This window comes from Achromobacter sp. 10T422 (assembly GCF_056394065.1).
In genome coordinates this window covers 328,892-354,619 of the sequence record NZ_JBFTHD010000004.1, presented here as the reverse complement: position 1 = coordinate 354,619, position 25,728 = coordinate 328,892, and the positions used below count along the sequence as shown (strand labels likewise).

Genomic DNA, 25,728 nt, shown 5'->3' with positions numbered 1-25,728 from the left:
CCGCCAGAGACGCCGCACCCCGCGCCGGGTGACTCGCACCGTGACGCGGTTTCAAGAAATTCGGAGACAGATTCATGAAGCAGCACTTGTTGATGGCCGCCATCCTGGCGGCCTGCACGGGCGCGTTCGCCGCCCACGCGCAAACGCCGGCCACCCCTTCGGCTACCCCTTCCACAACATCTTCCTCAGCCGAGGCCCCCGCAGAAACCCGCGCCACGCGCCCGGCCGGCGGGCAGGTCACGATCCGCCGCGACGACTACGGCATGCCGCATGTGTACGCCAACACCGTCTACGGCATCTTCTATGGCTACGGTTACGCCGTGGCGCAAGACCGCCTGTTCCAGATGGAGATGGCGCGCCGCAGCACGCAGGGCCGAGTCGCCGAGGTGCTGGGCGAAAAAATGGTGGCCTTCGACAAATCGATACGCGGCAATTTTTCGCCCGAACGCATCCAGCGCCAGTTGGCCGCGCTGCCGGCATCCGAACGCCAGATTCTGGATGGCTACGCCGCGGGCATGAATGCCTGGATTGCGCAGGTGCGCGCCAAGCCGGGCAGCCTGATGCCCAAAGAATTCAATGACTTGCAGTTTCAGCCGTCAGACTGGACGCCTTACGACGTAGCGATGGTTTTCGTCGGCACGATGGCCAACCGCTTTTCGGACGCCAACAGCGAGATCGATAACCTGGCGCTGCTGACCGCGCTGAAAGACAAGCACGGCGACGCGCGCGCCATGCAGATCTTCAATCAACTGCGCTGGATGACCGACAGCCGCGCACCGACGACGGTGCCGGAAGAAGAGGGGGTGTATCAGCCGAACGCGGCGAAAGCGCAGGCCACGCTGTCTTACGCTTTGCCGCGATATGACGGCACGCCGCCCATGCTGGAACGTATCGCCCGCGATCCGCAAACGCGTGGCGTGCTGGACGCTGCCACGGCCGACGCGCCCGCGCGCCTGTTGGCGCAGTTTGCGGAATCGGGCCAGCCCGGCATTGCCGGTTTTCCCACCACCAGCAATATGTGGATCGTCGGGCGCGACCACGCCAAGGACGCGCGGTCGATTCTGTTGAACGGCCCGCAGTTCGGCTGGTGGAACCCGGCCTACACCTACGGCATCGGCCTGCACGGCGCGGGGTTTGACGTGGTGGGCAACACGCCGTTCGCCTATCCCAGCATTTTGTTCGGCCACAACGCGCACGTCACCTGGGGTTCTACCGCGGGCTTTGGCGACGACGTCGACATCTACGCCGAAAAGCTCGACCCTGCCGACCACACCCGCTACTTCCACAATGGTGAATGGAAGACGATGGAAAAGCGCACCGAGCTGATCGCGGTGAAGGGCGGCGAGCCCGTGCTGATGGACGTCTACCGCACGGTGCACGGCATCGTCACCAAGTTCGACGACAAGCAGCATGTGGCCTACGCGAAGGCGCGCGCGTGGGAAGGCTATGAGCTGCAATCGCTGATGGCCTGGACGCACAAGACGCAGTCGAAAAATTGGGACCAATGGAAGCAGCAGGCCGCGCGCCACGCGCTCACCATCAACTGGTACTACGCGGACGACCGCGGCAACATCGGCTATGCGCACACGGGCTTCTACCCCAAGCGCCGTGCCGGCCACGACCCGCGCCTGCCCGTGCCTGGCACCGGCGAGATGGATTGGGACGGCATGCTGCCGTTTGCCACCAACCCGCAGGTGTACAACCCGCGCCAGGGCTTCATCGCCAACTGGAACAACCAGCCGATGCGCGGCTACCCGTCCACCGACCTGTTCGCCATCGTCTGGGGGCAAGCTGACCGCTACGCCGAAATCGAAACCCGCATGAAGGCCATGACGGCCAACGGCGGCAAGGTCAGCCCGCAGCAGATGTGGGACTTGATCCGCACCACCAGCTACGCCGACGTCAACCGTCGCCACTTCCTGCCGTTCCTGCAACGCGCCGTGGCGGGGCTGCCCGCTGATGACGCCCGTGCGCGCCTGGTGGCGGGTCTGGCGTCCTGGGATGGCATGGGCACCAGCGACAAACAGCCGGGCTTCTATGACAACGCCGGTTCTGCCGTGATGGACGCCTGGCTGCGCGCCATGCTCAAAGCCACGCTTGCCGACGAGATGCCCGCCGACTTCTTCAAGTGGTACAGCGCAACCGGCTATCCCACGCCCGCGGCGCCCGCCACGGGTTCGGTCAACCTGACGGTGGGCGTGAAGGTGTTATTCAACGCGCTGGCCGGTCAGAATTCGGGGGTGCCGCAGCAATACGACTTCTTCAACGGCAAGCGCCCCGAAGCCGTCACGCTGGCCGCCTTGGACGAAGCCCTGGCCACGTTGCAGAAGACGTATGGCCAGGACCCCGCTGCATGGCGCATCCCCGCGCCGCCGATGGTGTTTGCGCCCAAGAACTTCCTGGGCGTGCCGCAGGCGGACGACAAGGCGGTGCTGAGCTACTCGGCCACGCAGAACCGCGGCACCGAAAACAACATGACGGTGTTCGATGCCAAGGGCGTGCACGCGGTGGATGTGGTGGCGCCGGGGCAGAGCGGCTTCGTCGCCCCGGACGGCACGCCTTCCGTCCACACCCGTGACCAGTTCGATCTTTACAACCGCTTTGGCAACAAGCGGGTCTGGTTCACGGATGCGGAGGTGCGCGCCAACGCTACGTCGGTTGAGACGTTGCGCTACTGACTGCGTAGCCGCCCTGGTGGCTGGCCAGGCGCGCATAGGCCCCTTGCTTTCGCAGCAATTGGTCGTGCGTGCCGGCCTCCGCCAGCGTGCCGCGTTCTAGCACCAGGATCAGGTCGGCGTCGCGGATGGTGGACAGCCGGTGCGCGATCACCAAGGTGGTCCGATGGCGCATCAGCGTGTCCAGCGCGCCGCGCACTTGCATCTCGGACAAGGTGTCCAGATGCGAGGTTGCCTCGTCCAGAATCAGCACGGGCGCATTCTTCAGGAAGGCGCGCGCAATCGAGATACGCTGACGCTGGCCACCCGACAACTGCATGCCGCGTTCTCCCACCTTGGTCGCCAGGCCCTCGGGCAGGGTGCGCACGAAGTCCGTCAAGGCGGCTTGCTCCAGGGCGCGCGCCAGCTCGTCGGGCGAGGCCTCGGGGCGGGCCAGCCGGATGTTGCCTTCCAGCGTGTCGTTGAACAGGTAGGTGTCTTGCGTGACCAGCGCTACCCGTTCGCGCAAGCCATCCAGCTGCAACTGGCGCACGTCCACGCCATCCAGTTTCACCACGCCCTGGCGCGGGTCCCAGAAGCGCAGCAGCAGGCTGGCGACGGTGCTCTTGCCCGCCCCTGACGCACCCACTACCGCCACGGTGGCGCCGGCCGGGGCCTTGAAGCTCAGGTCCTTCAAGGTGTCTTCCTGCTTGCCCGGGTAGGCGAAGCTGACGTGGTCGAACGCCAATGACAACCCATGCGTGGCGACAGGCGGCGCCAGCGGGCCGTCGGTAACGGGTTCCGGTTCGTTGGCCACCACATGCAGGCGGCGCGTGGCGGCAATGGTGTCGGCCAGTTGACGGCTGACCTGCGAAATTTCGGACACCGGCAGGAAGGTGGCCAGCGCAATCAGCACCAGCAACGGCAGCATGCTGGCCGACAGCGTGCCAGCCGCCACCTGCAACGCGCCGACGACGGCCACCGCCAAGCCGCCCAAGCCCATCGCGATTTCAAACCAGGCCGTTTGCTTGGAGAGATCACGCAGGATGTCCAGGCGGCGCACGCGGTACTGATCGGCCACTTTCAGGAACTGGTCGCGCCGGCGGCCGGTGGCCTGGAACGCGGTCAGATCGGCCAACCCCTGGATGGTGTCGGTGGTGTGCGCGCTCATTTCGCCCAGCGCCTGCCGGGCCTTGTCGCCCAAGGCGTCAACGTGACGGCGGCCACGCACGGGCGACACCAGCGCATAGGCCAGGAAGGGCAGCAGCGCCAGCGCCACGGGCCAGCTGTACACGCCCAGGAAGCCCAGCACCGACAGCGGCACCAGCACCGACACGATGGCCGGCGCGATGGTGTGCGCGTAGAAGTATTCGACCATCTCGATGTCTTGCGTGGCCAACGCCACCAGGTCGCCCGAACGTCGTTGCAGCAGGTAGGCGGGCGCCAGGCGTTCCAGCTTGTCGTAGAGCTTGACCCGCATGTCGGCCAGCAATTGATACGCCATCGCATGCGCCAGCCACGACTCCAGCCAGTGGAACAGGGCGGCCAACGGCGCGGCGATCAGCAGGCCAACCACCAGGCTGGAAATGTCACGGCCATCGCGTATGGCCGCTACGATCAGCGCGCTGAAAACGCCCACGCCGATGAAGGCCGCCACGCGCGCCACGCCCAGCAAGATGGTGGCGATGAGCGTGCCGCGCCACGGGCGCACCACCGACAGCAGGGTGCCCAAGGTCGCGCGCCAGCCGACCTGTTCAGCGTCGGCATCCAGTGAGCGCAGCACCGGGCCTTGCTTGGTGTCGGGGTCTGCGGCGGGGGTCGAGTCAGCGGTCCGGGCGATGTCGGGCGCAGCGTTGGCGGCGTGCGGGGCGGACCCGGTTACTGGCCCGTCTGTCGGCCCCGATATCGACCCGGATATCGACCCGGCCTCTGCCACCAAGGGCAGGCCCGCCGAGGGGTTCTCATGCGCCTCCGCCTGCTCGTGCATCAGCCGGTAGTACAAGCCGCGTTGCTGCATCAGCTCGGCATGCGGGCCCGCTTCCACCACGCGGCCCTGGTCCAGCACCAGGCTGCGGTCCGCGCCGATCACGCTGGCCAGCCGGTGCGCCAGGATCAGCGTCGTGCGTCCGGCCATCAACCGGTCCAGCGCCTGTTGAATCAGGGCTTCGTTTTCGGTGTCGACGGATGACAGCGCTTCGTCCAGGATCAGGATCGGCGCGTCGCGCAACAGCGCTCGCGCAATCGCCACGCGTTGGCGCTGGCCGCCCGATAGTTGCAGGCCGCGCTCGCCGATGCGGGTCGCGTAGCCGTCGGGCAGCGCCATGATGAAGTCGTCGATATTGGCCGCGCGCGCAGCGGCGCGCACCTGCTCGTGCGTGGCGTCGGGTCGGCCCAGACGCAGGTTGTCGTCTATGGTGCCGTGAAACAGCGTGATGTCCTGGCTGACCAGCGCCATCTGCGACAGCAGTGTTTGCGTGTCCAGCGTATTCACATCGTGTCCGCCCACGCGGATCACGCCCGCCTGCGGCACGCATTCCCGCAGCAGCAGACGCACGATGGTGGACTTGCCCGCGCCGCTAGGCCCGACGACCCCGACGCGTTCGCCCGCTGCAATGCTGAACGCCAGCCCCTGATGGGCGCGGCGTTCGGGCGTGTAGGAGAACGCGACGTTGTCGAATTCGATGGTCGGCGCCAGCCGGGCAGTCGTAGCGGGAATGGAGGAAGCAGCCGAAGCAGCGGAAACAGCCGAAGCAGCCGAAGTAGCCGAAGTAGCCGAAGTAGCCGAAGTAGCCGAAGTGGCGGAAGTAGCCGAAGTAGCCGAAGTGGCGGAAGTAGCCGAAGTAGCCGAAGTAGCCGAAGCAACCGAAGCAACCGAAGCAGCCGAACCAGCCGAAGTAGCGGAAGCAACGGTAGCGACGGAAGTCGCGGGTGCAGCCGGCTTGGCCACATTGGCGACCGCGTCAGGCGCCGGCGTCAACGGCTGCGCGTCCATCAGAGCGTGAATGCTGACAGCTGCCGATTGGCCCAGCATGCCTCGGTGCAACACCGAGCGCAGGTCGCGCAGTGGCCGGAAGATTTCGGTGCCGGCCATCAGCACGATCAGCAGCGCTTCAACGCTCATGTCGCCCGCCGACACGCGCCACGCACCCAAGGTCAACGCCAGCGCGGCGCCCAGCGCCACACCCAGGTCGCTGATGCCGCGCGTCAGCAGGCTGACCGACAGCACCCAGAACGTGTTGTCCGACAGGCTGCGAGCCTTGGCGGCCAGACGCTGGCCCCAGGCTTTGCCCTGGCCGTACGACTTCAACGTGGGCAAGCCTTGCACGGCGTCCAGAAAGTCTTCGCCGAAGGCGTTCAGCGAGCGCGTGCGCGCCTGGCTGGCGCGGCGGTCCAGCATGTGTACCGCCATCGGGCCGAACAAGGCGAACAGCGCCGCCGCGAGGAACACGAGCGCAGTGGGCACGTCCCAGAAGGCGATCACCGCAAAGATGGCGAAGGGCGCGGCGGCCGCAATGGCGACCTGCGGCAAATACTGGCCGAAGAACGTTTGCAACTGCTCAACCCCGTCCACCACCGTCAGCATGACGCCGCCCGTGCGCTGGTTGGCAAACCAGGCGGGGCCAAGTGTGACGATGCGGTCATACAGTTTGCCGCGCAGCGTCTGCTGAATCTGGGCCGAGGTGTGATTCGCCTGCACGGTGCGCCAGTGGTCAAAGCCCGCGCGCAGCAGCACCATTGCGCCCACGCACAGCGCGGGGGTGATCCAGTCTTGCCACGGCGCGCCGTTGAACACGCGGGCCAGCAGCTGGCCCAGGAAGACATAGCGGGCAATGCCAGCCGCCAGCGCCAGCAGGCCCAGGAAGATGCCGCCCGCCATGCCGGCGCGCAAGCCCGCGGTTAACCGCCACAATCGAGAGTCGAAATACATATCAATGCTCCATCCAGAGCCTGCATGGTCACTGATCCGCCGCACGCGCGAAAGCGATAGTTTTTCAATCATGGGTTGAGATAAACTCAACCGATGCCCGATCTGCCCAACCACACGCCGCCGCTGGCAGCGTTGCGCGCCTTTGAAGCCGTCGCCCGCCTGGGCAGCCTGAGCCGCGCGGCTGCCGAATTGCACGTCACCAAGAGCGCCGTCAGCCATCAGTTGCGGGCGCTGGAAGCAGATTTGGGCGTGCCGCTGTTGCGGCGGGGCGGCACAGTACGCCGCGCAGAGACAACCGCCGCGGGCACCGAGCTGCTGGCGTCCGTACAACAGGCCTTGACCCTGTTGGATACCGCGTGCCGCAATGTGCGCGCCTCGGCGCGAGGCCGCCGACGCTATACCTTGAACGTGTCCGCCAACCCGTCGCTGGCCGCGCTGTGGCTGGCGCCGCGCATTGGCCGCTTCATTGAATTGCATCCCGACATCGGCGTTCAGGTCTACCTGCACGCCAGCCAGGACCCGGCCTGGAAAAGCCAGGACATTGATCTGGCGTTTTTGCACGTGCGCGCGCGCGGGCCGCATCTGGCCGAGCCCGGCGATATTGCGTTGATGACCGAAACCGTCGTGCCCGTGTGCAGCCCCACGCTGATTGCCGAGGCGGATCGCAATGACCCTCGCGTTTTCCTGCGCCATCGCTGGCTTGAAGAAAAGCACATCGACAGCCCCGAAACCGATTGGCGCACGTGGAGCCCGCGGTTGGGCCTGGCCGAATCCGATTGGCAGGAGCCCATGGTGCTGAGCGGCCTGAGCACGGTGGTGGCGGCAGCCGCGGCGGGCGTTGGCATTGCGCTGGGCCGCGCGCCGCTCATCGATGAAGACCTGGCCAGCGGCCGGCTGGTGCCGCTGATGCCGCAACTGCGCATGCCGGGTTCGTGGGGCTACGTGATGCGCATCCACGCCAACCGGCCGATGGATGCGTCGTTGCCCGCGCTGGTGGAGTTTCTGGCGGAAGAAGGGCGCAGCAAAGGGGCGTGGTAATGCCGGACTGATCACCCGACCGCCCCACCTCCAGCCCGTCGGATCGCGGTGGGCGGCTTTCCTGGGGGCGTTTTAGTCGCTGGTCAGTTCCATGCTGCGCGTCACTTCTTCCTGCACGCGCTCCCAGATCGACCGCTTCAATTCCACAAAGCGCGGTGACAACTGCACATCAGCGCTGCGCGGATGCGGCAGGTCGTTCTGGATGTCTTGCACGATGCGCCCGGGTTTGGAACCCATCACCGCCATGCGCGTGGACAGCGTCAGGGCTTCGTCGATGGAGTGCGTGATGAAGACAATCGTCTTGCCGCTTTGCTCGTAGATCGACAGCAACTGGTCTTGCAGCACCTGACGCGTCATGGCGTCCAGCGCGGCGAAGGGCTCGTCGAACAGCATCACGTCGGGGTCATTGGCCAGCACCCGCGCAATCGACACGCGCTGCTTCATGCCGCCTGACAGCGCATGCGGATACTTGTCCGCCGCCTGCTTTAAGCCGACCATTTCGATGAACTTGCGGGCAATCGGCGCACGTTCCTGCTTGGACATGCCGCGCATCTTCAGGCCGAATTCCACGTTCTCTTGCACCGTGCGCCACGGAAACAGCGCGTACTGCTGAAACACCATGCCACAGGCGGCGGTCACGTCAGTGACGGTCTTGCCATTGATGGCGACGGTGCCGGTGTTGGGCGTGATGAAGCCCGCCATCAGGTTCAGCAGGGTGGACTTGCCGCAGCCAGACGCGCCCAGCAGCACCAGGAACTCACCGCGCTTGACCTCCAGGTTCACCTTGTCCAGCACGGTCACGTCGCCATAGGCCTTGGACACATCGGTCAGCTGGATCATCGTGTCGTTCATCGTTGCCATGCCAGCACCCATCGTTCAAGAAGCCGCAAACACAAGTCAGTTACCAGGACGGTGAAACTGATCAGGACCATGCCCAGCACCACGGTGTCGGTCTGGAAAAATTCCTTGCCGTTCATGATCATGAAGCCCAGGCCTTCCTTGGACGCGACCAGTTCGGCAGAAATCACGCACGTCCATGACAGGCCCAGAATGATCTTCATGCCCGATAGAATCTGCGGCAGGCATCCGGGGAACAGCACTTCGCGCATGACCTGCCAGCGGTTGGCGCCCAGGTTGCGCGCCGCCCGCACCAGCACCGGGTCGATGCTGCGCGACGCTTCCATCACGTACAGCAGCGCCGGCACGAACGACCCCATGAACACGATGCTGTACTTCTGCGTTTCGGTAATGCCGAACCACAAGAGCGACAGCGGAATCCAGCTCATGGAGGGCAGCGGGCGCAGAAACGAAATGATGGGGTCGAAGACGGCGCGCGCCACCTTCGATGTGCCCAACAGAATGCCCAGCGGAATGGCCACGATGACGGCTGCCAGAAAGCCCACCATCACGCGGCGCGTGGAGGCCAGCACGTTGTAGAGCAGCGTGCCCTGGTCCGACATCGACATGGCGCGCGCCAGCACCTGCGACGGCGCGGGCAGGAAGATCGGGTCGACCGCGCCGGCGCGGCACAGGCCTTCCCACAGCAACAAAAAGCTCAGAAGCGAAAACACGCTGACCCAGATCAGCCGTGTTTCCCTTGAAGACGAACGCGTGGACATGGCTTGTGTCCCGCTTACAGGTACGAGGCCTGGACCCAGTCCTTGACGGTGGGTGCGCGGTCGATCTGCTTGAGGGACACCAGCATTTCGGCCAGTTGCTGCATGCCGGTGACGAACTTGCCCGGCTCCACCATCAGCGCTTGCTGGTCCGCAGCCGAATACCACTGCGTCTGCTTGATGACGGCCAGCTGTTCTTCCTTGGACAAGCCCGTCAGCTCCAGCAGCACGCCTGCGGCCTCATCGGGCTGCTCGGTCAGCATGGTGTTGGCCTGGAACACGGCGTGCAGGAATTTCTTCACGGCGTCAGGGTTCTMTTTGCCCAGCTTCGTGTGCGTCAGCAGCACATCGGGGCCGGGGGTGATGCCGTATTGCTTGTAGAGCGAGAACGCCGTGTCGTCCAACAGCACGTGCGTGCCGGGCACGGCCTTGATGCGGTCGAACGCCGGGGTCCAGGCCACCGCCGCGTCGATCTGCTTGCCTTGGTAGGCAGACAGCAGGTTGGTCGCGGGCAGGTTGATGATGGACACGTCGCGGTCGGGGTTCATGCCCGCCTGGCGCAGCACGTCCAGCAACAACACGTGCGCGCTGGATGCATAGGTGACGCCGATCTTCTTGCCCTTCAGGTCAGCTACCGACTTCACGTCTTCGCGCACCAGCACGCCTTCGGCGCGGCCGAAGTTGTTGGGCGTGGCAATCACCTGAAACTGGCGCGCGCCCGCCGCCATCAAGGCCAGCGACGACACCACGCCCGTGCCGGCTAGGTCGATGTTGCCGGCCATCACGGCGCTCATGCGGTCGGACGACGTGGCGAAGCTCTGCCACTTGATGTCCAGGCCCTGCTTGGCGAACAGCCCCGTCTTCATGGCGATGTAGGCCGAGTAATGCCCCAGCCAGGCCGAGCCGCCGTACGTGTATGACGCATTGGCGGCGCGGCCGATCATGGGAAAGCCCAGGGCGCTTGCGCCCGCCAACGCTGCGGTGCGCACCAACATGGCGCGGCGATTCATGTTCATATTTTTCCCCTACGTAAAGTAGATTGACTGATAGATGTCATGTCGCCGGCACTCTGTGGTGCGGCAGACGAGACTTTCACCCGGGCATCGCGCCGCAGCATGAATATAAGGATTGGCGATGGTCGAAATTTGTTCTGCTTAAACAAAGCGGGCGGAACGTCGGCGTTTCATCAAGGCTTTTATTCAGTATTCGCGGTGCTTATATTGCGAAGCGCCACACACGGCAGGTTCACACTCGCGCCACTTGTCCTTGGAGCCTTGTCGTGAAAAGTTATGACGTGATCGTGATTGGTGCCGGCGTGATCGGCAGTTCGGTGGCGTTCCACCTGGCGGAGCTGGGCGCCAAAAACGTGCTGGTGCTGGATCGCGCCACGATCGGGGCGGGTACGACCTCGCAGTCTTCCGGCATTTTGCGCACGCACTATTCGGTGCGCGAAAACGTGGAGCTGGCCCAGCGTTCCTGGAACGTGTTCAACAACTTTGCCAGCTATGTCGGCGACGACGAGGCGTCCTGCGGACTGGTCAAGTGTGGCTACCTGATTACGGCGGCCGACGACGACAAGCTGGAACCGTTGCGCGGCGCGCTGGATCAGCAACGCGCGCAAGGCATTGCGCTGGAATTGCTGAACCCTGCCCAAGCCCGCGAACTCCTGCCGATTGCCTCGTTCGATGATGCCGCGCTGATCGGCTATGAACCCGAAGCCGGTTTCGCCGACGCCTATCTGGTGGCGACCAGTTTCGCGCGCGGCGCACGCCGCCGGGGCGTGACCATTCGCGAAAACGTCGACGTGCGCAAACTGCTGATCGAGAACGGCCGGGTGGTTGGCGTGTCCACGTCTGATGGCGACTTTGCCAGCCCGCTCGTCATCAGCACGCAAAACATCTGGACGCCCGAACTGGCCGGCTGGACCGGTGTGGCGATGCCCGTCGTGCCTGAACGCCATGCCGTGCTGGCGCTGGAATGCAGCGAGGCGCCCTATACCTATTCCATGCCGGTCTTCAAAGACCTAGCGTCGCCGGGCATGCTGTATTGCCGCAGCTATGGCGGCAACCAGATGCTGGTCAGCGAAGGCATCGTGGGCGAGGCGCTGCAAAAGAGCGACGCCGAGCAGGGCGATATTCCGCTGGACTACGTGGCCGAAGTGGGCGAACAGGTTGCCGCGCGCTTCCCGGCGTATGAGACGGCAGGCCTGGCCTCGTCCTGGACCGGCGTGTACGACGTCACGCCCGATTGGAATCCGGTGCTGGGCCGCGTGCCCAGCGTGCAGGGGCTGATTGTGGGGTTCGGCTTTTCGGGTCACGGCTTCAAGCTGTCGCCGACCGTGGGCCGGGTGCTGGCACAGGAAGCGCTGGGGCTGGCCACCGACGTGTCGCTCAAGCCTTACGACATCGGCCGCTTTGAAAGCGGCGCGTTGTTGACGGGCAAGTACGGCCTTGGCGCGGTGTCCTGATCCGATGCGCGCCGTGCACGCCAACTGGCAGGACTTGCCGCCTGAACCCTGGAAAAACGGCGGCGGCGTGACGCGCACCCTGGCGGTGGATGACGCCGCCAGCGCACGCATGATGCCGCCGCGCTGGCGGGTCAGCGTGGCCGACATCACTCGTGACGGCGCGTATTCACGCTTCCCGGGCGTTGACCGCGTGTCGGTCGTGCTGTCGGGGGCGGGCGTGGCGTTGCGTGGCGACGGCGTGGACATCGCGTTGTTGCCGGGCAGGGCGGTCGCGTTCGCGGGCGATGTCGCCTTGCAGTCGCACTTGCTTGAAGGCGCGGTGCGCGTGCTCAATCTGTTCGTTTTACGCGGCGCGGTTCAAGCGCAGGTTTGCTGCGGTGGCGCGCAGCCCGTCACCGTCAAGGCCGGATCGTTGGAAGACGCCGCCGGCCCCGCGTCCCACGTGCGCATCGTGGTGGACGCGCAGAATTTTTATATCGACTCGTCCTGTCAGGACGATGCCGTGTCCGCAGACGCGTTGCCGCCGGACGCCGTGCGGATCGATCTGCACATGGCGGCGCTTGGCGCGGTTTGATCGTTACGTTTGATGCGTTTGATGCGGTTGACGCGGTTGATGGGTTTGTTTGTTGGGTTGCTTTATTGGGTTGCTTTATTGGGTTTGATTATTGCTGTTCGCGCCCCGCGCGGCGCGTTTTGTTGATTCCTTGATTCAGGAGTGTTCGCATGAAGGTGATAGCCGCGGTCAAGCGCGTGGTTGACTACAACGTCAACGTGCGCGTCAAGGCCGACCAGAGCGGCGTGGAGATCGGCAACGTCAAGATGTCGATGAACCCGTTTGATGAAATCGCCGTCGAGGCGGCCGTGCGCTTGAAAGAGCAGGGCGTGGCGCAAGACGTGGTTGCGGTGTCTTGCGGCACGGCGCAGTCGCAGGAAACCTTGCGCACGGCCTTGGCCATTGGCGCTGACCGGGGCGTGCTGGTGCAAACCGACGTTGCCCTGCAACCGTTGGCGGTGGCCAAGCTGCTGCGCGCGGTCGTGCAAAAAGAACAGCCCGCGCTGGTGATTCTGGGCAAGCAGGCCATCGACGATGACGCCTGCCAAACGGGTCAGATGCTGGCCGCCCTGCTTGGCTGGCCGCAAGCGACCAACGCCAGCGCGATTGATATCGACGGCGGCGTGGCGCGCATCACGCGTGAGGTGGATGGCGGCCTGGAAGTGCTGGAGCTGACCTTGCCCGCCATCGTCACCGCCGACCTGCGTTTGAACGAGCCGCGCTACGTCACGCTGCCCAACATCATGAAGGCAAAGAAGAAGCCGGTGGATATCGAGACACCCGAGGCATTGGGCGTGGACCCCGCGTCGCGGCTGGAAACGCTGCGCGTGGAAGAACCCGCCGCGCGCGCGCCCGGCATCAAGGTGGCCGACGTGGCCGCGCTGGTCGACAAACTGAAGAACGAAGCGAAGGTGATCTGATGACGGTCTTGGTTATTGCCGAACACGACAACCGCGCCCTGAACAGCGCAACGCGCAACGCCATTGCCGCCGCCGGCAAACTGGGCGCACCCATTCATGTGCTGGTGGCGGGCGCGGATGCGCAAGCCGTGGCGGATGCTGCGGCCCGTACACCGGGCGTGGAGAAAGTGCTGTGGGCGGATGCGCCGCATCTGGGCGAAGGGCTGGCCGAGAACCTGGCCGCGCAGGCCGTGGCCGTCGCCGCGCCTTACTCGCATCTGTTCCTGGCCGCCACCACGCAGGGCAAGAGCGTGGCCCCGCGCATCGCCGCGCTGCTGGACGTGGCGCAGGTGTCTGACGTGATCGAGGTGTTGGCGCCCGACACGTTCAAGCGCCCCATCTATGCCGGCAACGCGATTGCCACGGTCAAGAGCGGCTACGCGGTGGTAGTGGCGACGATCCGCCCCACGGCGTTCGATGCCGTGCCGGCCGAAGGCGGTAGCGCGGCGGTGGAATCCGTGGCGGCGGTGGCCGATATGGGCCTGGCGCGATTCAAGCGCCGCGAGATCGCCGTGTCCGAACGCCCGGAATTGGGCGGTGCGCGCGTGGTGGTGTCAGGCGGCCGGGGTCTGGGCAGCGCCGACAATTTCAAGCTGCTGGACCCGTTGGCTGAAAAGCTGGGGGCGGCACTCGGCGCCTCGCGCGCGGCGGTGGATGCGGGCTATGCGCCCAATGATTGGCAGGTGGGGCAAACCGGCAAGATCGTTGCGCCGGAACTCTACGTGGCCGTGGGTATTTCAGGCGCCATCCAGCATCTGGCCGGCATGAAAGACTCCAAGACCATCGTCGCCATCAATAAAGACGGCGATGCGCCGATCTTTGGCGTGGCGGACTACGGCTTGGTGGGCGACTTGTTCGACGCCGTGCCCGCGCTGGCCGCGTCGCTGTAACGCGGGCTTAACGCCGCATGCTGCGCCACAGCGTGGCAGGCGGCAGCCCGAGCGCCGGCGCGATGTCTTTCTGAATCAGGCGTTCTACCGCCATCAGGATCACGTCGCGCGCTTCGGTGGGCAGCTTGCCCACTTCCTGCTGACGCGCGGCCAGATACAAGGTGCGCGACAGGCTGGGGTCATCCGCGCGGGTCACGCCCAGGTACGGCCCCAGCGGCAACACACGCAGCTGGTCCACAAAATGGCGCGACTGCCAGATGCACAGCGGCGTGCTGATCGCAAAGCCGATGCCGCCAGTAACCAGGCTGAGCAGCGGGTCGGTGTTGTCGAATTCAAAAGTGCGTTCGATCATCACGTCGTGTGATTCGATCAGACGGTCGATCTCGGCGCCGATGAACGAACGGGCGCTATAGCGAATGAACTGCGTGCGCTTGCCCAGTTCCTTCAGCGTGGTGATGGCCGACATGTCCATCGACCGCGGCACGATCAGCACATAGGGTTCGCTGAACAAACTGTACTTCTTGATGGTGGGCTTGCCCGCGACTGCGCTGGTGGTGACAACCAGATCCAGCTGCCGGTCTTCCAGCTGCTTGTCCAGCACGGGCGTGATGCCCGACCACAGCCGGATCTGGCGCGACGCGCCCGACAGGCCGTGGATCAGCGTCGGCCCCAACGTACCCGCAAAGGAATCCACGCAGCCAAAGCGCACGATGTTGCGTTTGGCGCGGCTCAGGTTGCGCACGCTTTCCGTCATGTCGCCCGCTTGCGCGAGCAGGCGCGCGGCATGGTCGAACAGCAGCTCGCCTGCGGGCGTGGGCCGCGCGGGGCGGGTGCTGCGGTCAAGCAGCTCGGTCGACATCGCGGCCTCAAGCTGCTTCACGCGCTGCGATACCGCCGCTTGCGACAAGCCCAAGAGCCGCGCCGCGCCGGATACCGACGCGGCTTCCACCACCGCCACCCAGGTCAGCAGCAGGCTCCATTCCGGATAGTTTTCCGTCGTGCTGAAGGAAAAACGGTTCATCGCCTGGCGGTGTCCTGAGGGGGGCTTAGGGTGTGCGGCGGGGGGCGCGTGTGGCTTAGCGCTGACGCGCCGTGGTTTGGCGCAGCGCCGCTTGCACCATGCCTTCAACGACGGGAATGACCTTGCCAGCCAGATCGGCGCGGTAGCCATAGGGATGCGTTTCGTCCATGTAGGTGGACTGGCACATTTCCAGCTGGATGGCGTGGATGTTGTCGGCCGGCGAGCCGTATTGGCGCGTGATGTAGCCGCCCTTGAAGCGGCCGTTGATGGCCCAGGTGTAGTCCGCGCAGCCGTCCAGTTGTTCGCGGACGGCGGCCAGGATGTCGGGCGCACACGCCGCGCCATCGGACGTGCCGATGTTCAGGTCGGGCAGCTTGCCGTCGAACAGACGCGGCAGCACGCTCGCGATCGAATGCGCTTCCCACAGCAGCACCGTGCCGTGTTCGGCCTTGATGCGGTCGAGTTCTTCGCGCAGCTTGGCGTGATAGGGCTGCCAGTACGTTTGCAGGCGGTGCGCGCGCTCGGCGTCCGTCAGCACGGCGTCGTTCTGATAGAGCGCGTCGCCGCGGAACGTTTGCGTGGGGCACAGGCCGGTCTTGGTCTGGCCGGGGTACAGGCTTTCGTCGTTGGGCGGGCGGTTCAGGTCCACCACATAACGCGAATAGCGCGCGCCAAGCACGGACGCGCCCAGCGCCTGGGCAAATTGGTACAGCGTGTCCAGATGCCAATCGGTATCGCCGGATTGCAGGCCCAGCGGCGTCATCTGTGCGCGTTGCGCATCGGGAATCTGGCTGCCGAGATGGGGAATGGAAATCAGCAGCGGCGAGGTGCCACGGCTGAAATGATAGAGGTCGCTCAAGGGAAAACTCCGGGTCACAAAGTCAGTGCGCTGCGGGCTCGGCCGCAGATGACGGGCGCTTGTATGCTAGGCAGCGCGGCCCGCCGCGGTAATTGCATCAGTTTAATGGATATTGATAATCAGGAAGGGTGATGCAAAAAAATGGGCTGGTGAAGCATGGGTTGCACAGGTTGCATTCATTGCATCGGTGGCATGGGTTGCATTGATTGCATAGGTGGCATCGGTTGCATGCCTCGCATCGGTTACGCGTACGGGCGCCACGGCAGGTCGGTGTTCCAGGCAGCGGCGATGTCATCGATCAGCACGCGCACTTTAGGCGATAGATGCCGCCGATGCGGATACACCGCATATACCGGCGCGCCCGCGCCCGCCACGGATTCCAGCACGGGGGCCAGGCGGCCGGCGCGCAAGTCGTCGGCCACCAGGAACGCGCCCAATTGCGCAATGCCGTCGCCGGCCACGGCCGCGTCGCGCAACGCCTCGGTGTGGCCCACCCGTAGCCGGCCCGCCACCGGAACCTGGCGTTCCTGTCCCTGAACGGTAAAGCGCCATGGCACCGGTTGCCCGGTATGCGTGAAGACCAGCGTCTGATGCTGGGCCAGCGCGTCGATGGTGGCGGGCGCGCCGTGGCGATGCAGATAATCGGGCGCGGCGCAGGTGATCAGCCGGTGGGGCGCCAGCACGCGCCGCACCAACCGGCTGTCTGCTTCGCCGCCAATGCGGATGGCGACATCGATGCCGTCGCGCACCAGATCGGTGTAGTCGTCCGAGAAACTGATGTCCGCGTCCACGTCCGGCCAGCGCTGCAAGTAGCTGCGCACCAGCGGCATCACATGCAAGCGGCCCAACGAGACAGGCAGGTCGATGCGCAAGCGGCCACGCGGCGCCTGCTGCCGGCTAGCCATGGCGTCGGTGGCGTTGTCCACCTCGGACAAGATGCGTTGCGCGTGCTCGTAGAAGAGGCGGCCGTCGTCGCTCAGGCTGACGCTGCGCGTGCTGCGATGAAACAGCCGCACGCCCAGGCATTGCTCCAGACGCGCAATGCACTTGCCGATGGCGGATCGGGACAGGCTCAGTTTTTCAGCGGCCGCGGTGAAGCTCTGCGCGTCGGCCACGCGCACGAAGGCGAGCACGTCGCCGATGTGATCGAGCCGTTGAAGCGGGGGCGGGTTGTTCACGAAAGATTGTCCACGGTTCGTCCCTTGTATTGCGCTTGTTGCCTGCTTTATCTGCAAATTGGAAACAGTAGACTGCATAAGGGTCGGCCCCGCAATGGGGCTTTTCTGGAACGCAACGCACGATGACCCAAACCTCTACCCCGCAAGCCGGCAGACCGGATTCGGCTTCAACTTCCCTGCGCGCCTGGCTGGGCGTCACCGCCGTGGGGCTGGCCACCTTCAGCGTGGTCACCACCGAAATGCTGCCGGTGGGCTTGCTGGTGCCGATCACGCACGAATTGAATGTATCGGTGGGCGAGGGCGGTTGGATGCTTTTCGTGCCGGCCATTCTGGCGGCCTTGTTTGCGCCGCTGATCGTCATCCGGCCCAAGGGCACCGATAGCCGTTGGCTGCTTTGCGGGCTGCTGGCCTTGCTGATGGGGGCGAATCTGGCCAGCGCGCTGGCGCCGTCCATGCCGTGGTTGTTGGGCGCGCGCGTGCTGGTGGGCATTTGCATCGGTGGCATTTGGGCGATCGCGGGCGGGCTGGCGGGCAGACTCGTTGCACCGCACGCGGTGGGTGCGGCCACCGCCATCATCTTTGGCGGGGTTGCGGTGGCCTCGGTGCTGGGCGTGCCGCTGGGCGCCTTCATTGGTGAACTGGCAGGGTGGCGCGCCGCGTTTGGGACGATGGCGGTGTTGTGCGCAGCCGTGCTCGTGCTGATCTGGCTGGCCTTGCCGCCGCTGCCCGCGCCGCGCGGCTTATCGGCGCGCGAACTGGCCGGGCTGCTTTCGAATCTGGCGTTGCGTCGGGGCTTGCTGATCACCTTGTTCATGGTGGCGGGCCATTTCATGGCGTACACCTTTGTGCGGCCGATGCTGCAAACGCAGGCGGGGTTTGGCCAGCAATGGATAGGCCTGCTGTTGTTCGCGTATGGCGTGGCGGGTGTGGCGGGAAATTTTCTGGCGGGTTCCGCCGCCGCACGCCGTCCCGCCGCCGTTTTGATGACAATTGCCGTCACCTTGCTGCTGACCCTGGCCCTGCTGGGCGGGCTGGGCCATTGGCCGCCGGCCAGCGCGCTGTTGTTGGTGGTGTGGGGGCTGGCGTATGGCGGCGTGTCGGTGTCGCTTCAGATCTGGATGCTGCGGGCGGCGCCTGACGCGGTGGACGCCGCCACGGCTTTTTTCGTGGCGATGTTCAACCTGGCGATTGCGGCGGGTTCCTTCTTGGGCGCGGCCAGCGTGGATGCGCTGGGCTTGCAGATGAACGCATGGCTGGCGGCGGCGTGCATGCTGTTGCCGGTGGGCGCGCTATGGCGCCGGCCGCACGCGCTGAAAGCCGCGTGATGGCGCGATCAGTCGCCGCTGAACATCGGCCGCAACGACGTTTCAAGGCGGACGGCGTGGCGCCTGCCTTCGACCTGGAACTCGTCTTCTTTGCCATTCGGCGCCGGATCGCGCAACCACATCAAGGCCGACAGACCCGACTTCGCGTCGTAGCTGCCGAACCAGTCGATCAGCCGCCCGAGATGGCAGCGCGCGCCCACCTGCACAGGAAAGTCAGCGACGATCTCGATCGAATAATGTCCCGGGCCGTAGTGGTAGTAGGCATCCTGATCCTCCGCTTTGACGCCCGCAGGGATGGGGCATAGCGGACGGGCAGGAGCGCCGGGCTCGCGGGCGGCGGCGGGCCCTTGCGCAGTTTCAGGATCAATGCGCGTCAACGCTTGCGTGAGCGCGGCGTGCAAGGAGTCGTCCAGCGTGCGGGCCGGTTCTTTGTCGGCGCGCTTCTGGTGTTTGGGAATGCTTAGCTGATAGCGGTAGCGCACGGTCAGCGTGGGGGCGTCACCGGGGTCACGGAAGGGGCGCAGCAGGTAGACATCGTCCGCGCCGAACCGGCTGTTGCGATAGGCCGCGTAGACGCGTCCGCGCAGCGTGATCCAGTCAGCCGCCTGGTTGGAGCCGCGTCCATTCAGTGTGTACAGGCCGGAGGCGGATTCGTTGTTGCCGTCGCCTGCGGTAGCGGTGAATTTGCCTTTGTCTCGGCGCAGGGCGCTGACGTCCGAGAACAGGCCCGTGCCGCCGGTGTAGGAGTCGATCACCACGTCGCGCAGGCCGTCGCCGTCCAGATCCATCAAGGTGTAGGACGCCACGCCGTTCTCGCCGCCTGACTCGATGCCGGATGCCAGCAGCGCCGCCCATTCATCTTGCGATACGCCGTTGGGGCGTTTGGTGGGAAATTTGGCTTCATCATCATCGTCACTTCGAACATTGTCGAAGCGCGTCTTGCCGGTTTTCACCGATAGCGCGGCCAAGGTGGACTCCAGCGGAAACTCGGCATCCGTCTGGCTCGCGGTTTGTACGGCCTGGCGCAAATCTTCAAGCGCCTGCCGGTCGGTCTCGTCCGGCACATAGGCGTTGGCACGGCGCAAACCATCCTGCAAGGCGCTCAGGCGCAGCAGGGTTTGGTCGCGGATGCAGTCGGTGTTGCCGCCGCAGCGGTTGCGCGTGCGCAGCCACTCGCGCTGTTCGTCGCGCAGCGCTGCGCGCCCGTCCGGCCGCGCAGCGCCAAGCTTGGCGTAAGCGTCCGACAAATCACTGTCTTGACGAAGCAGGTCGGCGTTGGCGCAAATGGCCAGTTCGGTCGGCGTTTTAGCTTGGGCGCAATTCATGCCTGCGGCAAGCGCCGGCGAGGCCAAGGGCAGCAAAATGAGCAGGCCGCCGAGCAAGAGCTTGGGAGTCGGGGTCAATAGGCACCGGGAAATGTGTAAGGTAGAGGGCATTACACGATTGAACGTTGAACCAGGCAAGCGGCCCGTCAGGTAAATGGGCCGCCTCCTTTTTTTATGAGCCCCATGATTGACGATCTGATCCAACTCGCCAAACTCACCAGCCTTGGGCTGGCGCTGATGCTTCCCTTGGCCAACCCGCTGACCTCGATGACGCTGCTGCTGTCGCTCGGCGCGCAGATTCCTTATAAAGAGCGCGAACGCCAGGTGACGCAGGCGGCGTATTACGTGGTCGGCATCATGCTGGTGACCTACTACGCGGGCGCGTGGATCATGCATACGTTCGGCATTTCGATTCCGGGCTTGCGCATCGCGGGTGGCCTGATCGTGGTCAGCATCGGTTTCAGCATGCTGTTCCCGCCTGCCGAACCGCGCTCGCTGGCGGCGGAAGCGGCCGCCGACGCCAAGGCGCGCGACACGCCGAACATCGCGTTCGTGCCGCTGGCGCTGCCTGGAACGGCGGGGCCAGGCACCATCGCCATGATCATCAGCGGGGCGGCCTCGGTTGATGGCGCGATCACGCCACAGTATCCGACGTGGGTGGTGGCGGTAACGCCCATCATCGTGTTCGCCTTGCTGGGCGTGCTGTTCTGGATCTGCCTGCGTTCGGCGGGCCGCATCGTGGCGGTGATCGGGCAAAGCGGCGTGGAAGCCATTTCACGCGTCATGGGCTTCCTGCTGGTGTGCATGGGGGTTCAATTCGTCATCAACGGCGTGTTGGAAATTGTGGGCAAGCATGTTGGTGGATAAGCCGGTGCGCCGCGCTGGACGCTTGCGTCGGGGGCTGGTGGGGGTGGGGCGCGTGCTGGTCACGCTGCTGGTGGCCATGTCTGCTCTCTGGGGTTGTCTTGCGCTGTGGTATCAGGCGCCGGGCGGCGTGTGGGGCAAGGGGGCGGCGGCCGCTGTGTGGGCCGCGCTATGCCTGGGCGCGGCGGTGGCGTGGTGGCGCGCGGGGCCGTGGCGGCGGGCAGGGTGGGCGTATCTGATCGGGCTGGTCCTGCTGGCCGGCTGGTGGCAAACGCTTGCGCCGTCCAATGACCGCATCTGGGCCGACGACGTGGCGAAGATGCTGCGCGGCACGGTGCAAGGTTCGACGGTCACGCTCGAGAACGTGCGCAATTTCGATTGGCGCACGGACACCGACTACACCGCCCGCTGGGAAACGCGGCAATACGATCTGGACAAGCTCGTGTCCGTGGACATGGCGCTGTCCTACTGGGCGGGCCCGGCCATTGCGCACACGCTCGTCTCCTTCGGTTTTTCCGACGGGCGGCACGTGGTGTTCTCGGTTGAGATCCGCAAGGAACGCGGCGAACAATTCTCCGAGATCGGCGGCTTCTTCAAACAGTTCGAATTGAGCGTGGTGGCGGCCGAAGAGCGCGACATCCTGTATGTGCGCGCCGGGCCTCGCGGGGAAAGCGTGTATCTGTACCCGGTGCACATGCCGGAGCGCGCGATGCGCGAGCTGTTTCTGTCCTACGTCAACACCGCCAACGCGCTGGTGACGACGCCGCGCTTCTATCACACGGTTACGGCCAACTGCACCACATTGGTCTACCGCATGGTCAACGCCATCGTGCCGGGCCTGCCGTTAGACTTACGCATCCTGCTGTCGGGCTATCTGCCCGAGTACCTGTACGACCAGGGCGGACTAGATACCAGCGTCCCGCTGGACGTGCTGCGAGCGCGGGCATCGATTGGCCATCAGGCCCCGCCGGGTGACGACCCGCTTGCCTTCTCCCGCCGGATTCGGCCTTAAATCTGATACGCGCGCAGCAACGTATCAATGCCGTAATGACAGGTCGCCAGCGCTTCGGCGGGCGGCCCGTCGGCATAGCCGCCGACCAGCCGCGCGTGGAACGCAATGCCGTTGATCAGGTTGCCGAGCGTCAGCGCCGCCTGGCGCGGATCGTCAATCTTCAGTTCGCCTTGTTCGCACGCGGCGCGCAGGCACTGTTCCAGCGGCGCATGAATTTGCGTGTCGACGGCCTGTTGCAGCGACGCCGCCAACTGCGGCATGCGATGGCATTCCGACACCAGCAGCCGGTGCAGCGCGGCCGATTTGGGTTGCACCGCATAGGTCAAGAGCCGCACCGCCAACTGCTGCAGCGCCGGCCCCACCGCCTGGCCGGGCGGCGCCTTCAGGAACACGGCGGCCCGCAAGTTGTCCAACTCGAATTGCAGCACGGCAGCCAGCATGCCTTCCTTGCTGCCAAACAGCTGATACGCCGTGGCGGCGGACCCGCCAGCCTGCTGCACGATGCGTTGGATGGACGTTTGTGCGTACCCAAGTTCCAGTAACAACTGACTGGCCACTTCAAGCAGCCGCAGCCGCCTGGCTTCGCCCTTGGTGGTCAGGGCGCGCGGCATCGGATCGGCCGAATCGCTCATCACCTGTTTCTCCCGGTTTCCATGGCATGGACATGACAGGGTTTTACCCCGTTTCGTCATGTAATGTGGAGTACATTTCATTTTTGAGCGCCGCAAAAGCGCGCTTCAAAAGAGTCAAAAGCGGGTATTTCCCACGCGAGTTGTTGACCCGGGACGAGTCCGGGCTGTTTTTGTAGGAGGGCGCCCGAATGTCCTGGCTGACCCTGAGCAGTGTCTTGATCATTGCGGCTGCCGCTGGCGCCGTTCTGCTGCGCCACCCCGGCGTGCTGTTGTACGACTGGATTGCCACTCGTAAGGCGGGCACCCGTACACGCGCAGCCCTGGCCGCCCCGAAAGCGCGTCCGCAAGCCGCCTCCGCCAAGCACGCCGAACCCGCCGCTCTGGCGGGGTAAAAAAATCCACACATAAAAAAAGCCACCCGTTTCCGGGTGGCTTAAGTCGTCAAGGGCGCCCCGACTCTGCTCAGTTGGGGCGGCCCGCAGCCTGCTTAGAAGCGATGGCGGATGCCGACGCCAACCGTGCTCATCTTGTCACCGTTGATGAAGGCGGCGCCATCGGCGTAGGACGCCAGAGCGTACAGGTTGGTCCGCTTGGACAGATCATACGTGTAGCCCAGGCTGTAGATGTCCATGGCGTACAGGTTCTTGTTCGGATCAGCACGCTGCCACGACGCGAAGACGTTGCTGGCGGCGCCGATGGGGGCGCTTACGCCGACCATGTACGAGTTGATGCGCAGGCCGTCCCACGTGAAGCGGCCATTCGTGAAGCCCTGGCCGTTGGCCGGGCCGCCTGCTTGCTGGCGGCCGCCCATCAACGAGAAATCCTGGCCGGCGAAAACGCCGTCTTCGGAACGGCCATAAGCCAGCGACAGCTTGACCACTTCGAAGTCGTAGGCGGCGCCGATAATGAACTGCTGCGGTTGCGGCTGGTTCGGCTTGCGGTATTGCACGTCATAGGACAAGGCCACCTTCAGCGGGCCGTTGTCGTAACGCACGCCGGCCGTCCAGGCGCGGTTGTTTTCCTTGGTCTTGAAGCCGGTCGGGCCTTCGACGTCATCGGTCGAGAACGAATAGCCCACGCCGCCTTGGAAGCCGCTCCAGACCGGGGTCTGGTACATGACCATGTTGTCGTAGCGAACCGTGTTGGCCGCGCTGAAAGCCATACCCATGTTGGCGTTCAGGTAGTCGAGCGAGAACGGATCAATGTCGCCGAAGTACTTGGACGCGATGTTGGTTTGGCGGCCCAGTTCCAGCAGACCGAACTGCTCGCTGTTCAGGCCGACGGTGGCTTGACGGCCGAACAGGCGGTCGCCTTGCGAACGGTTGCCATTATTGGCGGTGAAGCCGCTTTCCAACGTGAAGACAGCCGACAGGCCATCGCCCAGGTCTTCCGTTCCGCGCAGGCCAAAACGGGAACCGTTCTGGATGCCGTCGTTCATGCCGATCCGGGAGGAATAGTCGCCGCCGTTCACGCCACGGTTTGCGTCCGTGGTGCCAACCTTGCCACGTTGATAGGTCAGGCCCAGATCGACAATGCCGTACAGGGTGACAGACGTTTCAGCTTGGGCCGCACCGGCCATGCCAGCCAGAATCGCGCCTACGAGCAAAGTTTTCGTTAGTTTCATATCCACATCCGGTTCTAAGGCTTGTATTGCCTGCTTTCAGCATTGCGAAAGCAGCCCTGGTGTCCACAATAGGGAACACCGCCGGAATACATGAAACTGAAAACTACATAATGGTTCGGAATATACAAATTGGGGTCGTATTCCGATGGCTTACCCCTGACTCCTTCCTTAATGGCTAAGATTCAGTTACTTGAGACACATATGAAAACCTCCGATTTATTGCGAGATAACAACAGTTCTTTAGAGAGATGAACGGGCGTTAATCGCTAATGCAGGGAGGGTAACGAATTGAAGGGCGAATTTGAGCAGGGCCTCTTTCGTACAAATTGATAAATTGTGTCTATCATTTCGTTGCGATGAAGGCCCTGAAGGGTCGTTCAGCTGCCGTGCACGCGCGTTCGCGCAACTGGGGGGCGCTGGAGATGCCGCTACAGCAGCCCGTAACTTTCAAGAACGTAACGGTGCCGTCGCCCCTATGGCGCGCTGCGCAAGGTATTACCGGCCAGGTCTTTCCAGCCCAAGATGACCGCGCAGCGTGCGATGTTCGTACTCAGTGCGGAACAGCCCGCGACGTTGCAGCACGGGAATCACTTGTTCCACAAAGTCGTCGATGCCGCCGGGCAGAGACGGTGGCATCAGGTTGAAGCCGTCGGCGCCTTCGTTTCTGAACCAGTGCTCCATCTTGTCCGCGATCTGTTCTGGCGTGCCGACCATGGTGCAATGGCCGCCGCCCGCCGCCAGTCGGCCAAGTAACTGGCGCACGGTGGGTTGTTCGGTTTCGATGATCCGCAGAATGGTGCCGTACCGGCCTTTGGGCCCCTTGAAATCTTCAAGGGGCGGCAGTGGCGGTACGGGCGCATCCAGCTCCCACGCGCTGCAATCCTGAAGCACAAAGGTGCCAAGCTGGCGCAGCGACGCATCGCTGGGCAGCAGCACGTCCAGCTCGCGTTGCTTGGCGCGGGCCTCGGCCTCGGTGGACCCCACATACGTGACCAGCCCCGGCATGATTGGCACAAAGGCGCTGCGGCCGGCCGCAAGCACGCGTTGTTTGATGTCGCGGTAATAGGACTGCGCGGCGGGCAGGTCGTAGGCGACCGCATAGATCGCTTCCGCGCGCCGGGCGGCCAGGTCGCGGCCCTGGTCCGATGCGCCAGCCTGGAACAGCACCGGATGGCCCTGCGGCGGGCGCGGCACCGTTAGCGGGCCGTCGACCAGGAAATGCTCGCCATGGTGATGGATGGCTTGCACGCGTTCGGGCACGCCATAGACGCCGTTGCGGTCGATGGCCAGCGCATCGTCTTGCCAGGAATCGAACAGGCGCAACGCGACGTCGACGAATTCTTCAGCGCGCGCGTAGCGCCATTCATGGCCGGGCATGGCTTCATAGCCATGGTTGCGGGCCTCGGCGTCGAACATCGACGTGACCACGTTCCAGCCCATGCGGCCGCCCGAGATGTGGTCCAGCGACGCCACCATGCGCGCCGCGTGAAAGGGCGTGAAGAAGGTGCTGGACACGGTGCTGATCAGGCCGATGTGCGTGGTGGCGCGCGCGATGGCGGCCATGGTCGTCAGCGGTTCCAGATACCAGCGCGGGCCGTCGCCGATGTTGTCCATCGACTGCCCATCCGCAAAGAAAATGGCGTCCAGCTTGCCGCGTTCGGCCGTGCGCGCCAGCGACTCGTAGTAGCTGATGTCGCCCAGCCGTTCGGCCGCCGAATCGGGATGGCGCCACGCGGCGCGGTGATGGCCGCAGCCAAAGATGAACAGGTTCAAATGCAGCATG

21 protein-coding genes are annotated in these 25,728 nt (G+C 64.7%); 10 read left to right on the top strand and 11 right to left on the bottom strand.

What is annotated here, in order from left to right; translation table 11 throughout:
- Positions 1-74 precede the first annotated feature (74 nt).
- On the top strand, positions 75-2,678 hold the full coding sequence (locus AC1DB0_RS12155) for a penicillin G acylase (protein ID WP_476756951.1): 2,604 nt from the start codon (positions 75-77) through the stop codon (positions 2,676-2,678).
- Here AC1DB0_RS12155 and cydC read toward each other — a convergent pair.
- The gene (cydC, locus tag AC1DB0_RS12150) at positions 2,650-6,582 is read right to left on the bottom strand and encodes a thiol reductant ABC exporter subunit CydC (protein ID WP_476756950.1); all 3,933 of its coding nucleotides are present in this window, start codon (positions 6,580-6,582) and stop codon (positions 2,650-2,652) included. The two genes, AC1DB0_RS12155 and cydC, sit on opposite strands and share 29 nt — an antisense overlap.
- 93 nt (positions 6,583-6,675) lie before the next feature.
- Between cydC and AC1DB0_RS12145 the strand changes: the two genes are divergently transcribed.
- Complete coding sequence (locus AC1DB0_RS12145; RefSeq protein ID WP_441371203.1) at positions 6,676-7,620, top strand: LysR substrate-binding domain-containing protein; 945 nt, start codon at positions 6,676-6,678, stop codon at positions 7,618-7,620.
- A 72-nt stretch (positions 7,621-7,692) separates the two neighbouring features.
- On the opposite strand, the gene AC1DB0_RS12140 is transcribed toward AC1DB0_RS12145, so the two are convergent.
- Genes AC1DB0_RS12140 through AC1DB0_RS12130 form a run of 3 tightly spaced genes read right to left on the bottom strand, consistent with a single transcriptional unit; the run spans position 7,693 to position 10,252 of the window.
- Positions 7,693-8,481: an ABC transporter ATP-binding protein gene (locus AC1DB0_RS12140; RefSeq protein WP_054426187.1), complete on the bottom strand. Its 789-nt coding sequence runs from the start codon at positions 8,479-8,481 to the stop codon at positions 7,693-7,695.
- Complete coding sequence (locus tag AC1DB0_RS12135; RefSeq protein WP_476756949.1) at positions 8,469-9,239, bottom strand: ABC transporter permease; 771 nt, start codon at positions 9,237-9,239, stop codon at positions 8,469-8,471. Before AC1DB0_RS12135 ends, AC1DB0_RS12140 begins: the two co-directional genes overlap by 13 nt.
- A gap of 14 nt (positions 9,240-9,253) precedes the next feature.
- Positions 9,254-10,252 (bottom strand): aliphatic sulfonate ABC transporter substrate-binding protein, encoded by a 999-nt coding sequence (locus AC1DB0_RS12130; protein WP_476758670.1) that lies wholly within the window; start codon positions 10,250-10,252, stop codon positions 9,254-9,256.
- 263 nt (positions 10,253-10,515) lie between these two features.
- Here AC1DB0_RS12130 and AC1DB0_RS12125 point away from each other — a divergent pair, with 263 nt between their 5' ends.
- From AC1DB0_RS12125 to AC1DB0_RS12110, 4 genes are all read left to right on the top strand, one after another.
- Positions 10,516-11,703: an NAD(P)/FAD-dependent oxidoreductase gene (locus AC1DB0_RS12125; RefSeq protein ID WP_342067436.1), complete on the top strand. Its 1,188-nt coding sequence runs from the start codon at positions 10,516-10,518 to the stop codon at positions 11,701-11,703.
- A 4-nt stretch (positions 11,704-11,707) separates the two neighbouring features.
- Positions 11,708-12,277, top strand: coding sequence for a HutD/Ves family protein (locus AC1DB0_RS12120; protein WP_476756948.1), 570 nt, complete (start codon positions 11,708-11,710; stop codon positions 12,275-12,277).
- A 149-nt stretch (positions 12,278-12,426) separates the two neighbouring features.
- Positions 12,427-13,176: an electron transfer flavoprotein subunit beta/FixA family protein gene (locus AC1DB0_RS12115; protein WP_175169964.1), complete on the top strand. Its 750-nt coding sequence runs from the start codon at positions 12,427-12,429 to the stop codon at positions 13,174-13,176.
- Positions 13,176-14,105: an electron transfer flavoprotein subunit alpha/FixB family protein gene (locus AC1DB0_RS12110; protein WP_054426176.1), complete on the top strand. Its 930-nt coding sequence runs from the start codon at positions 13,176-13,178 to the stop codon at positions 14,103-14,105. Before AC1DB0_RS12115 ends, AC1DB0_RS12110 begins: the two co-directional genes overlap by 1 nt.
- Positions 14,106-14,112: 7 nt before the next feature.
- Here the strand turns inward: AC1DB0_RS12110 and AC1DB0_RS12105 are convergent, their stop codons facing one another.
- The 3 genes from AC1DB0_RS12105 to AC1DB0_RS12095 all read right to left on the bottom strand — a co-directional run bounded on the left by AC1DB0_RS12105 (position 14,113) and on the right by AC1DB0_RS12095 (position 17,163).
- Complete coding sequence (locus tag AC1DB0_RS12105) at positions 14,113-15,126, bottom strand: LysR family transcriptional regulator (protein ID WP_054426174.1); 1,014 nt, start codon at positions 15,124-15,126, stop codon at positions 14,113-14,115.
- 55 nt (positions 15,127-15,181) lie between these two features.
- Positions 15,182-15,985 (bottom strand): N-formylglutamate deformylase, encoded by an 804-nt coding sequence (gene hutG / locus AC1DB0_RS12100; RefSeq protein ID WP_175169966.1) that lies wholly within the window; start codon positions 15,983-15,985, stop codon positions 15,182-15,184.
- Between the two features lie 242 nt (positions 15,986-16,227).
- Entirely contained in the window at positions 16,228-17,163 is a 936-nt protein-coding gene (locus AC1DB0_RS12095; RefSeq protein ID WP_476756946.1) for a LysR family transcriptional regulator, read from the bottom strand.
- 122 nt (positions 17,164-17,285) lie between these two features.
- Here AC1DB0_RS12095 and AC1DB0_RS12090 point away from each other — a divergent pair, with 122 nt between their 5' ends.
- Positions 17,286-18,488 carry an MFS transporter gene (locus tag AC1DB0_RS12090; protein ID WP_476756945.1) on the top strand — a complete coding sequence of 401 codons (1,203 nt, stop codon included), beginning with the start codon at positions 17,286-17,288 and terminating at the stop codon, positions 18,486-18,488.
- An 8-nt stretch (positions 18,489-18,496) separates the two neighbouring features.
- On the opposite strand, the gene AC1DB0_RS12085 is transcribed toward AC1DB0_RS12090, so the two are convergent.
- The gene (locus AC1DB0_RS12085) at positions 18,497-19,891 is read right to left on the bottom strand and encodes a lysozyme inhibitor LprI family protein (RefSeq protein ID WP_476756944.1); all 1,395 of its coding nucleotides are present in this window, start codon (positions 19,889-19,891) and stop codon (positions 18,497-18,499) included.
- 105 nt (positions 19,892-19,996) lie between these two features.
- On the opposite strand from AC1DB0_RS12085, the gene AC1DB0_RS12080 reads away from it, so the two are divergent.
- Together AC1DB0_RS12080 and AC1DB0_RS12075 are read left to right on the top strand one after the other, a co-directional pair.
- Complete coding sequence (locus AC1DB0_RS12080) at positions 19,997-20,680, top strand: MarC family NAAT transporter (protein ID WP_054426164.1); 684 nt, start codon at positions 19,997-19,999, stop codon at positions 20,678-20,680.
- Positions 20,667-21,689, top strand: coding sequence for an Lnb N-terminal periplasmic domain-containing protein (locus AC1DB0_RS12075; RefSeq protein WP_476756943.1), 1,023 nt, complete (start codon positions 20,667-20,669; stop codon positions 21,687-21,689). The genes AC1DB0_RS12080 and AC1DB0_RS12075 overlap by 14 nt, the downstream gene beginning before the upstream one ends.
- Here the strand turns inward: AC1DB0_RS12075 and AC1DB0_RS12070 are convergent.
- On the bottom strand, positions 21,686-22,321 hold the full coding sequence (locus AC1DB0_RS12070; protein WP_054426160.1) for a TetR/AcrR family transcriptional regulator: 636 nt from the start codon (positions 22,319-22,321) through the stop codon (positions 21,686-21,688). The two genes, AC1DB0_RS12075 and AC1DB0_RS12070, sit on opposite strands and share 4 nt — an antisense overlap.
- Positions 22,322-22,509: 188 nt before the next feature.
- Here AC1DB0_RS12070 and AC1DB0_RS12065 point away from each other — a divergent pair, with 188 nt between their 5' ends.
- Positions 22,510-22,713: a hypothetical protein gene (locus AC1DB0_RS12065; RefSeq protein ID WP_346553037.1), complete on the top strand. Its 204-nt coding sequence runs from the start codon at positions 22,510-22,512 to the stop codon at positions 22,711-22,713.
- Positions 22,714-22,808: 95 nt separating this feature from the next.
- Here the strand turns inward: AC1DB0_RS12065 and AC1DB0_RS12060 are convergent, their stop codons facing one another.
- Both AC1DB0_RS12060 and AC1DB0_RS12055 read right to left on the bottom strand, forming a co-directional pair.
- Positions 22,809-23,945 carry a porin gene (locus AC1DB0_RS12060; protein WP_054426155.1) on the bottom strand — a complete coding sequence of 379 codons (1,137 nt, stop codon included), beginning with the start codon at positions 23,943-23,945 and terminating at the stop codon, positions 22,809-22,811.
- A gap of 495 nt (positions 23,946-24,440) precedes the next feature.
- On the bottom strand, positions 24,441-25,727 hold the full coding sequence (locus tag AC1DB0_RS12055) for an LLM class flavin-dependent oxidoreductase (RefSeq protein ID WP_054426154.1): 1,287 nt from the start codon (positions 25,725-25,727) through the stop codon (positions 24,441-24,443).
- Position 25,728 lies beyond the last annotated feature (1 nt).

What these genes read in the sequence shown, in the direction of transcription:
- AC1DB0_RS12155 (WP_476756951.1), top strand. Translation starts at nt 75, where the DNA reads ATGAAGCAGCACTTGTTGATGGCCGCCATCCTGGCGGCCTGCACGGGC.
- cydC (WP_476756950.1), bottom strand. Translation starts at nt 6,582, where the DNA reads ATGTATTTCGACTCTCGATTGTGGCGGTTAACCGCGGGCTTGCGCGCC.
- AC1DB0_RS12145 (WP_441371203.1), top strand. Translation starts at nt 6,676, where the DNA reads ATGCCCGATCTGCCCAACCACACGCCGCCGCTGGCAGCGTTGCGCGCC.
- AC1DB0_RS12140 (WP_054426187.1), bottom strand. Translation starts at nt 8,481, where the DNA reads ATGGCAACGATGAACGACACGATGATCCAGCTGACCGATGTGTCCAAG.
- AC1DB0_RS12135 (WP_476756949.1), bottom strand. Translation starts at nt 9,239, where the DNA reads ATGTCCACGCGTTCGTCTTCAAGGGAAACACGGCTGATCTGGGTCAGC.
- AC1DB0_RS12120 (WP_476756948.1), top strand. Translation starts at nt 11,708, where the DNA reads ATGCGCGCCGTGCACGCCAACTGGCAGGACTTGCCGCCTGAACCCTGG.
- AC1DB0_RS12115 (WP_175169964.1), top strand. Translation starts at nt 12,427, where the DNA reads ATGAAGGTGATAGCCGCGGTCAAGCGCGTGGTTGACTACAACGTCAAC.
- AC1DB0_RS12110 (WP_054426176.1), top strand. Translation starts at nt 13,176, where the DNA reads ATGACGGTCTTGGTTATTGCCGAACACGACAACCGCGCCCTGAACAGC.
- AC1DB0_RS12105 (WP_054426174.1), bottom strand. Translation starts at nt 15,126, where the DNA reads ATGAACCGTTTTTCCTTCAGCACGACGGAAAACTATCCGGAATGGAGC.
- AC1DB0_RS12090 (WP_476756945.1), top strand. Translation starts at nt 17,286, where the DNA reads ATGACCCAAACCTCTACCCCGCAAGCCGGCAGACCGGATTCGGCTTCA.
- AC1DB0_RS12080 (WP_054426164.1), top strand. Translation starts at nt 19,997, where the DNA reads ATGATTGACGATCTGATCCAACTCGCCAAACTCACCAGCCTTGGGCTG.
- AC1DB0_RS12075 (WP_476756943.1), top strand. Translation starts at nt 20,667, where the DNA reads ATGTTGGTGGATAAGCCGGTGCGCCGCGCTGGACGCTTGCGTCGGGGG.
- AC1DB0_RS12070 (WP_054426160.1), bottom strand. Translation starts at nt 22,321, where the DNA reads ATGAGCGATTCGGCCGATCCGATGCCGCGCGCCCTGACCACCAAGGGC.
- AC1DB0_RS12065 (WP_346553037.1), top strand. Translation starts at nt 22,510, where the DNA reads ATGTCCTGGCTGACCCTGAGCAGTGTCTTGATCATTGCGGCTGCCGCT.
- AC1DB0_RS12060 (WP_054426155.1), bottom strand. Translation starts at nt 23,945, where the DNA reads ATGAAACTAACGAAAACTTTGCTCGTAGGCGCGATTCTGGCTGGCATG.
- AC1DB0_RS12055 (WP_054426154.1), bottom strand. Translation starts at nt 25,727, where the DNA reads ATGCTGCATTTGAACCTGTTCATCTTTGGCTGCGGCCATCACCGCGCC.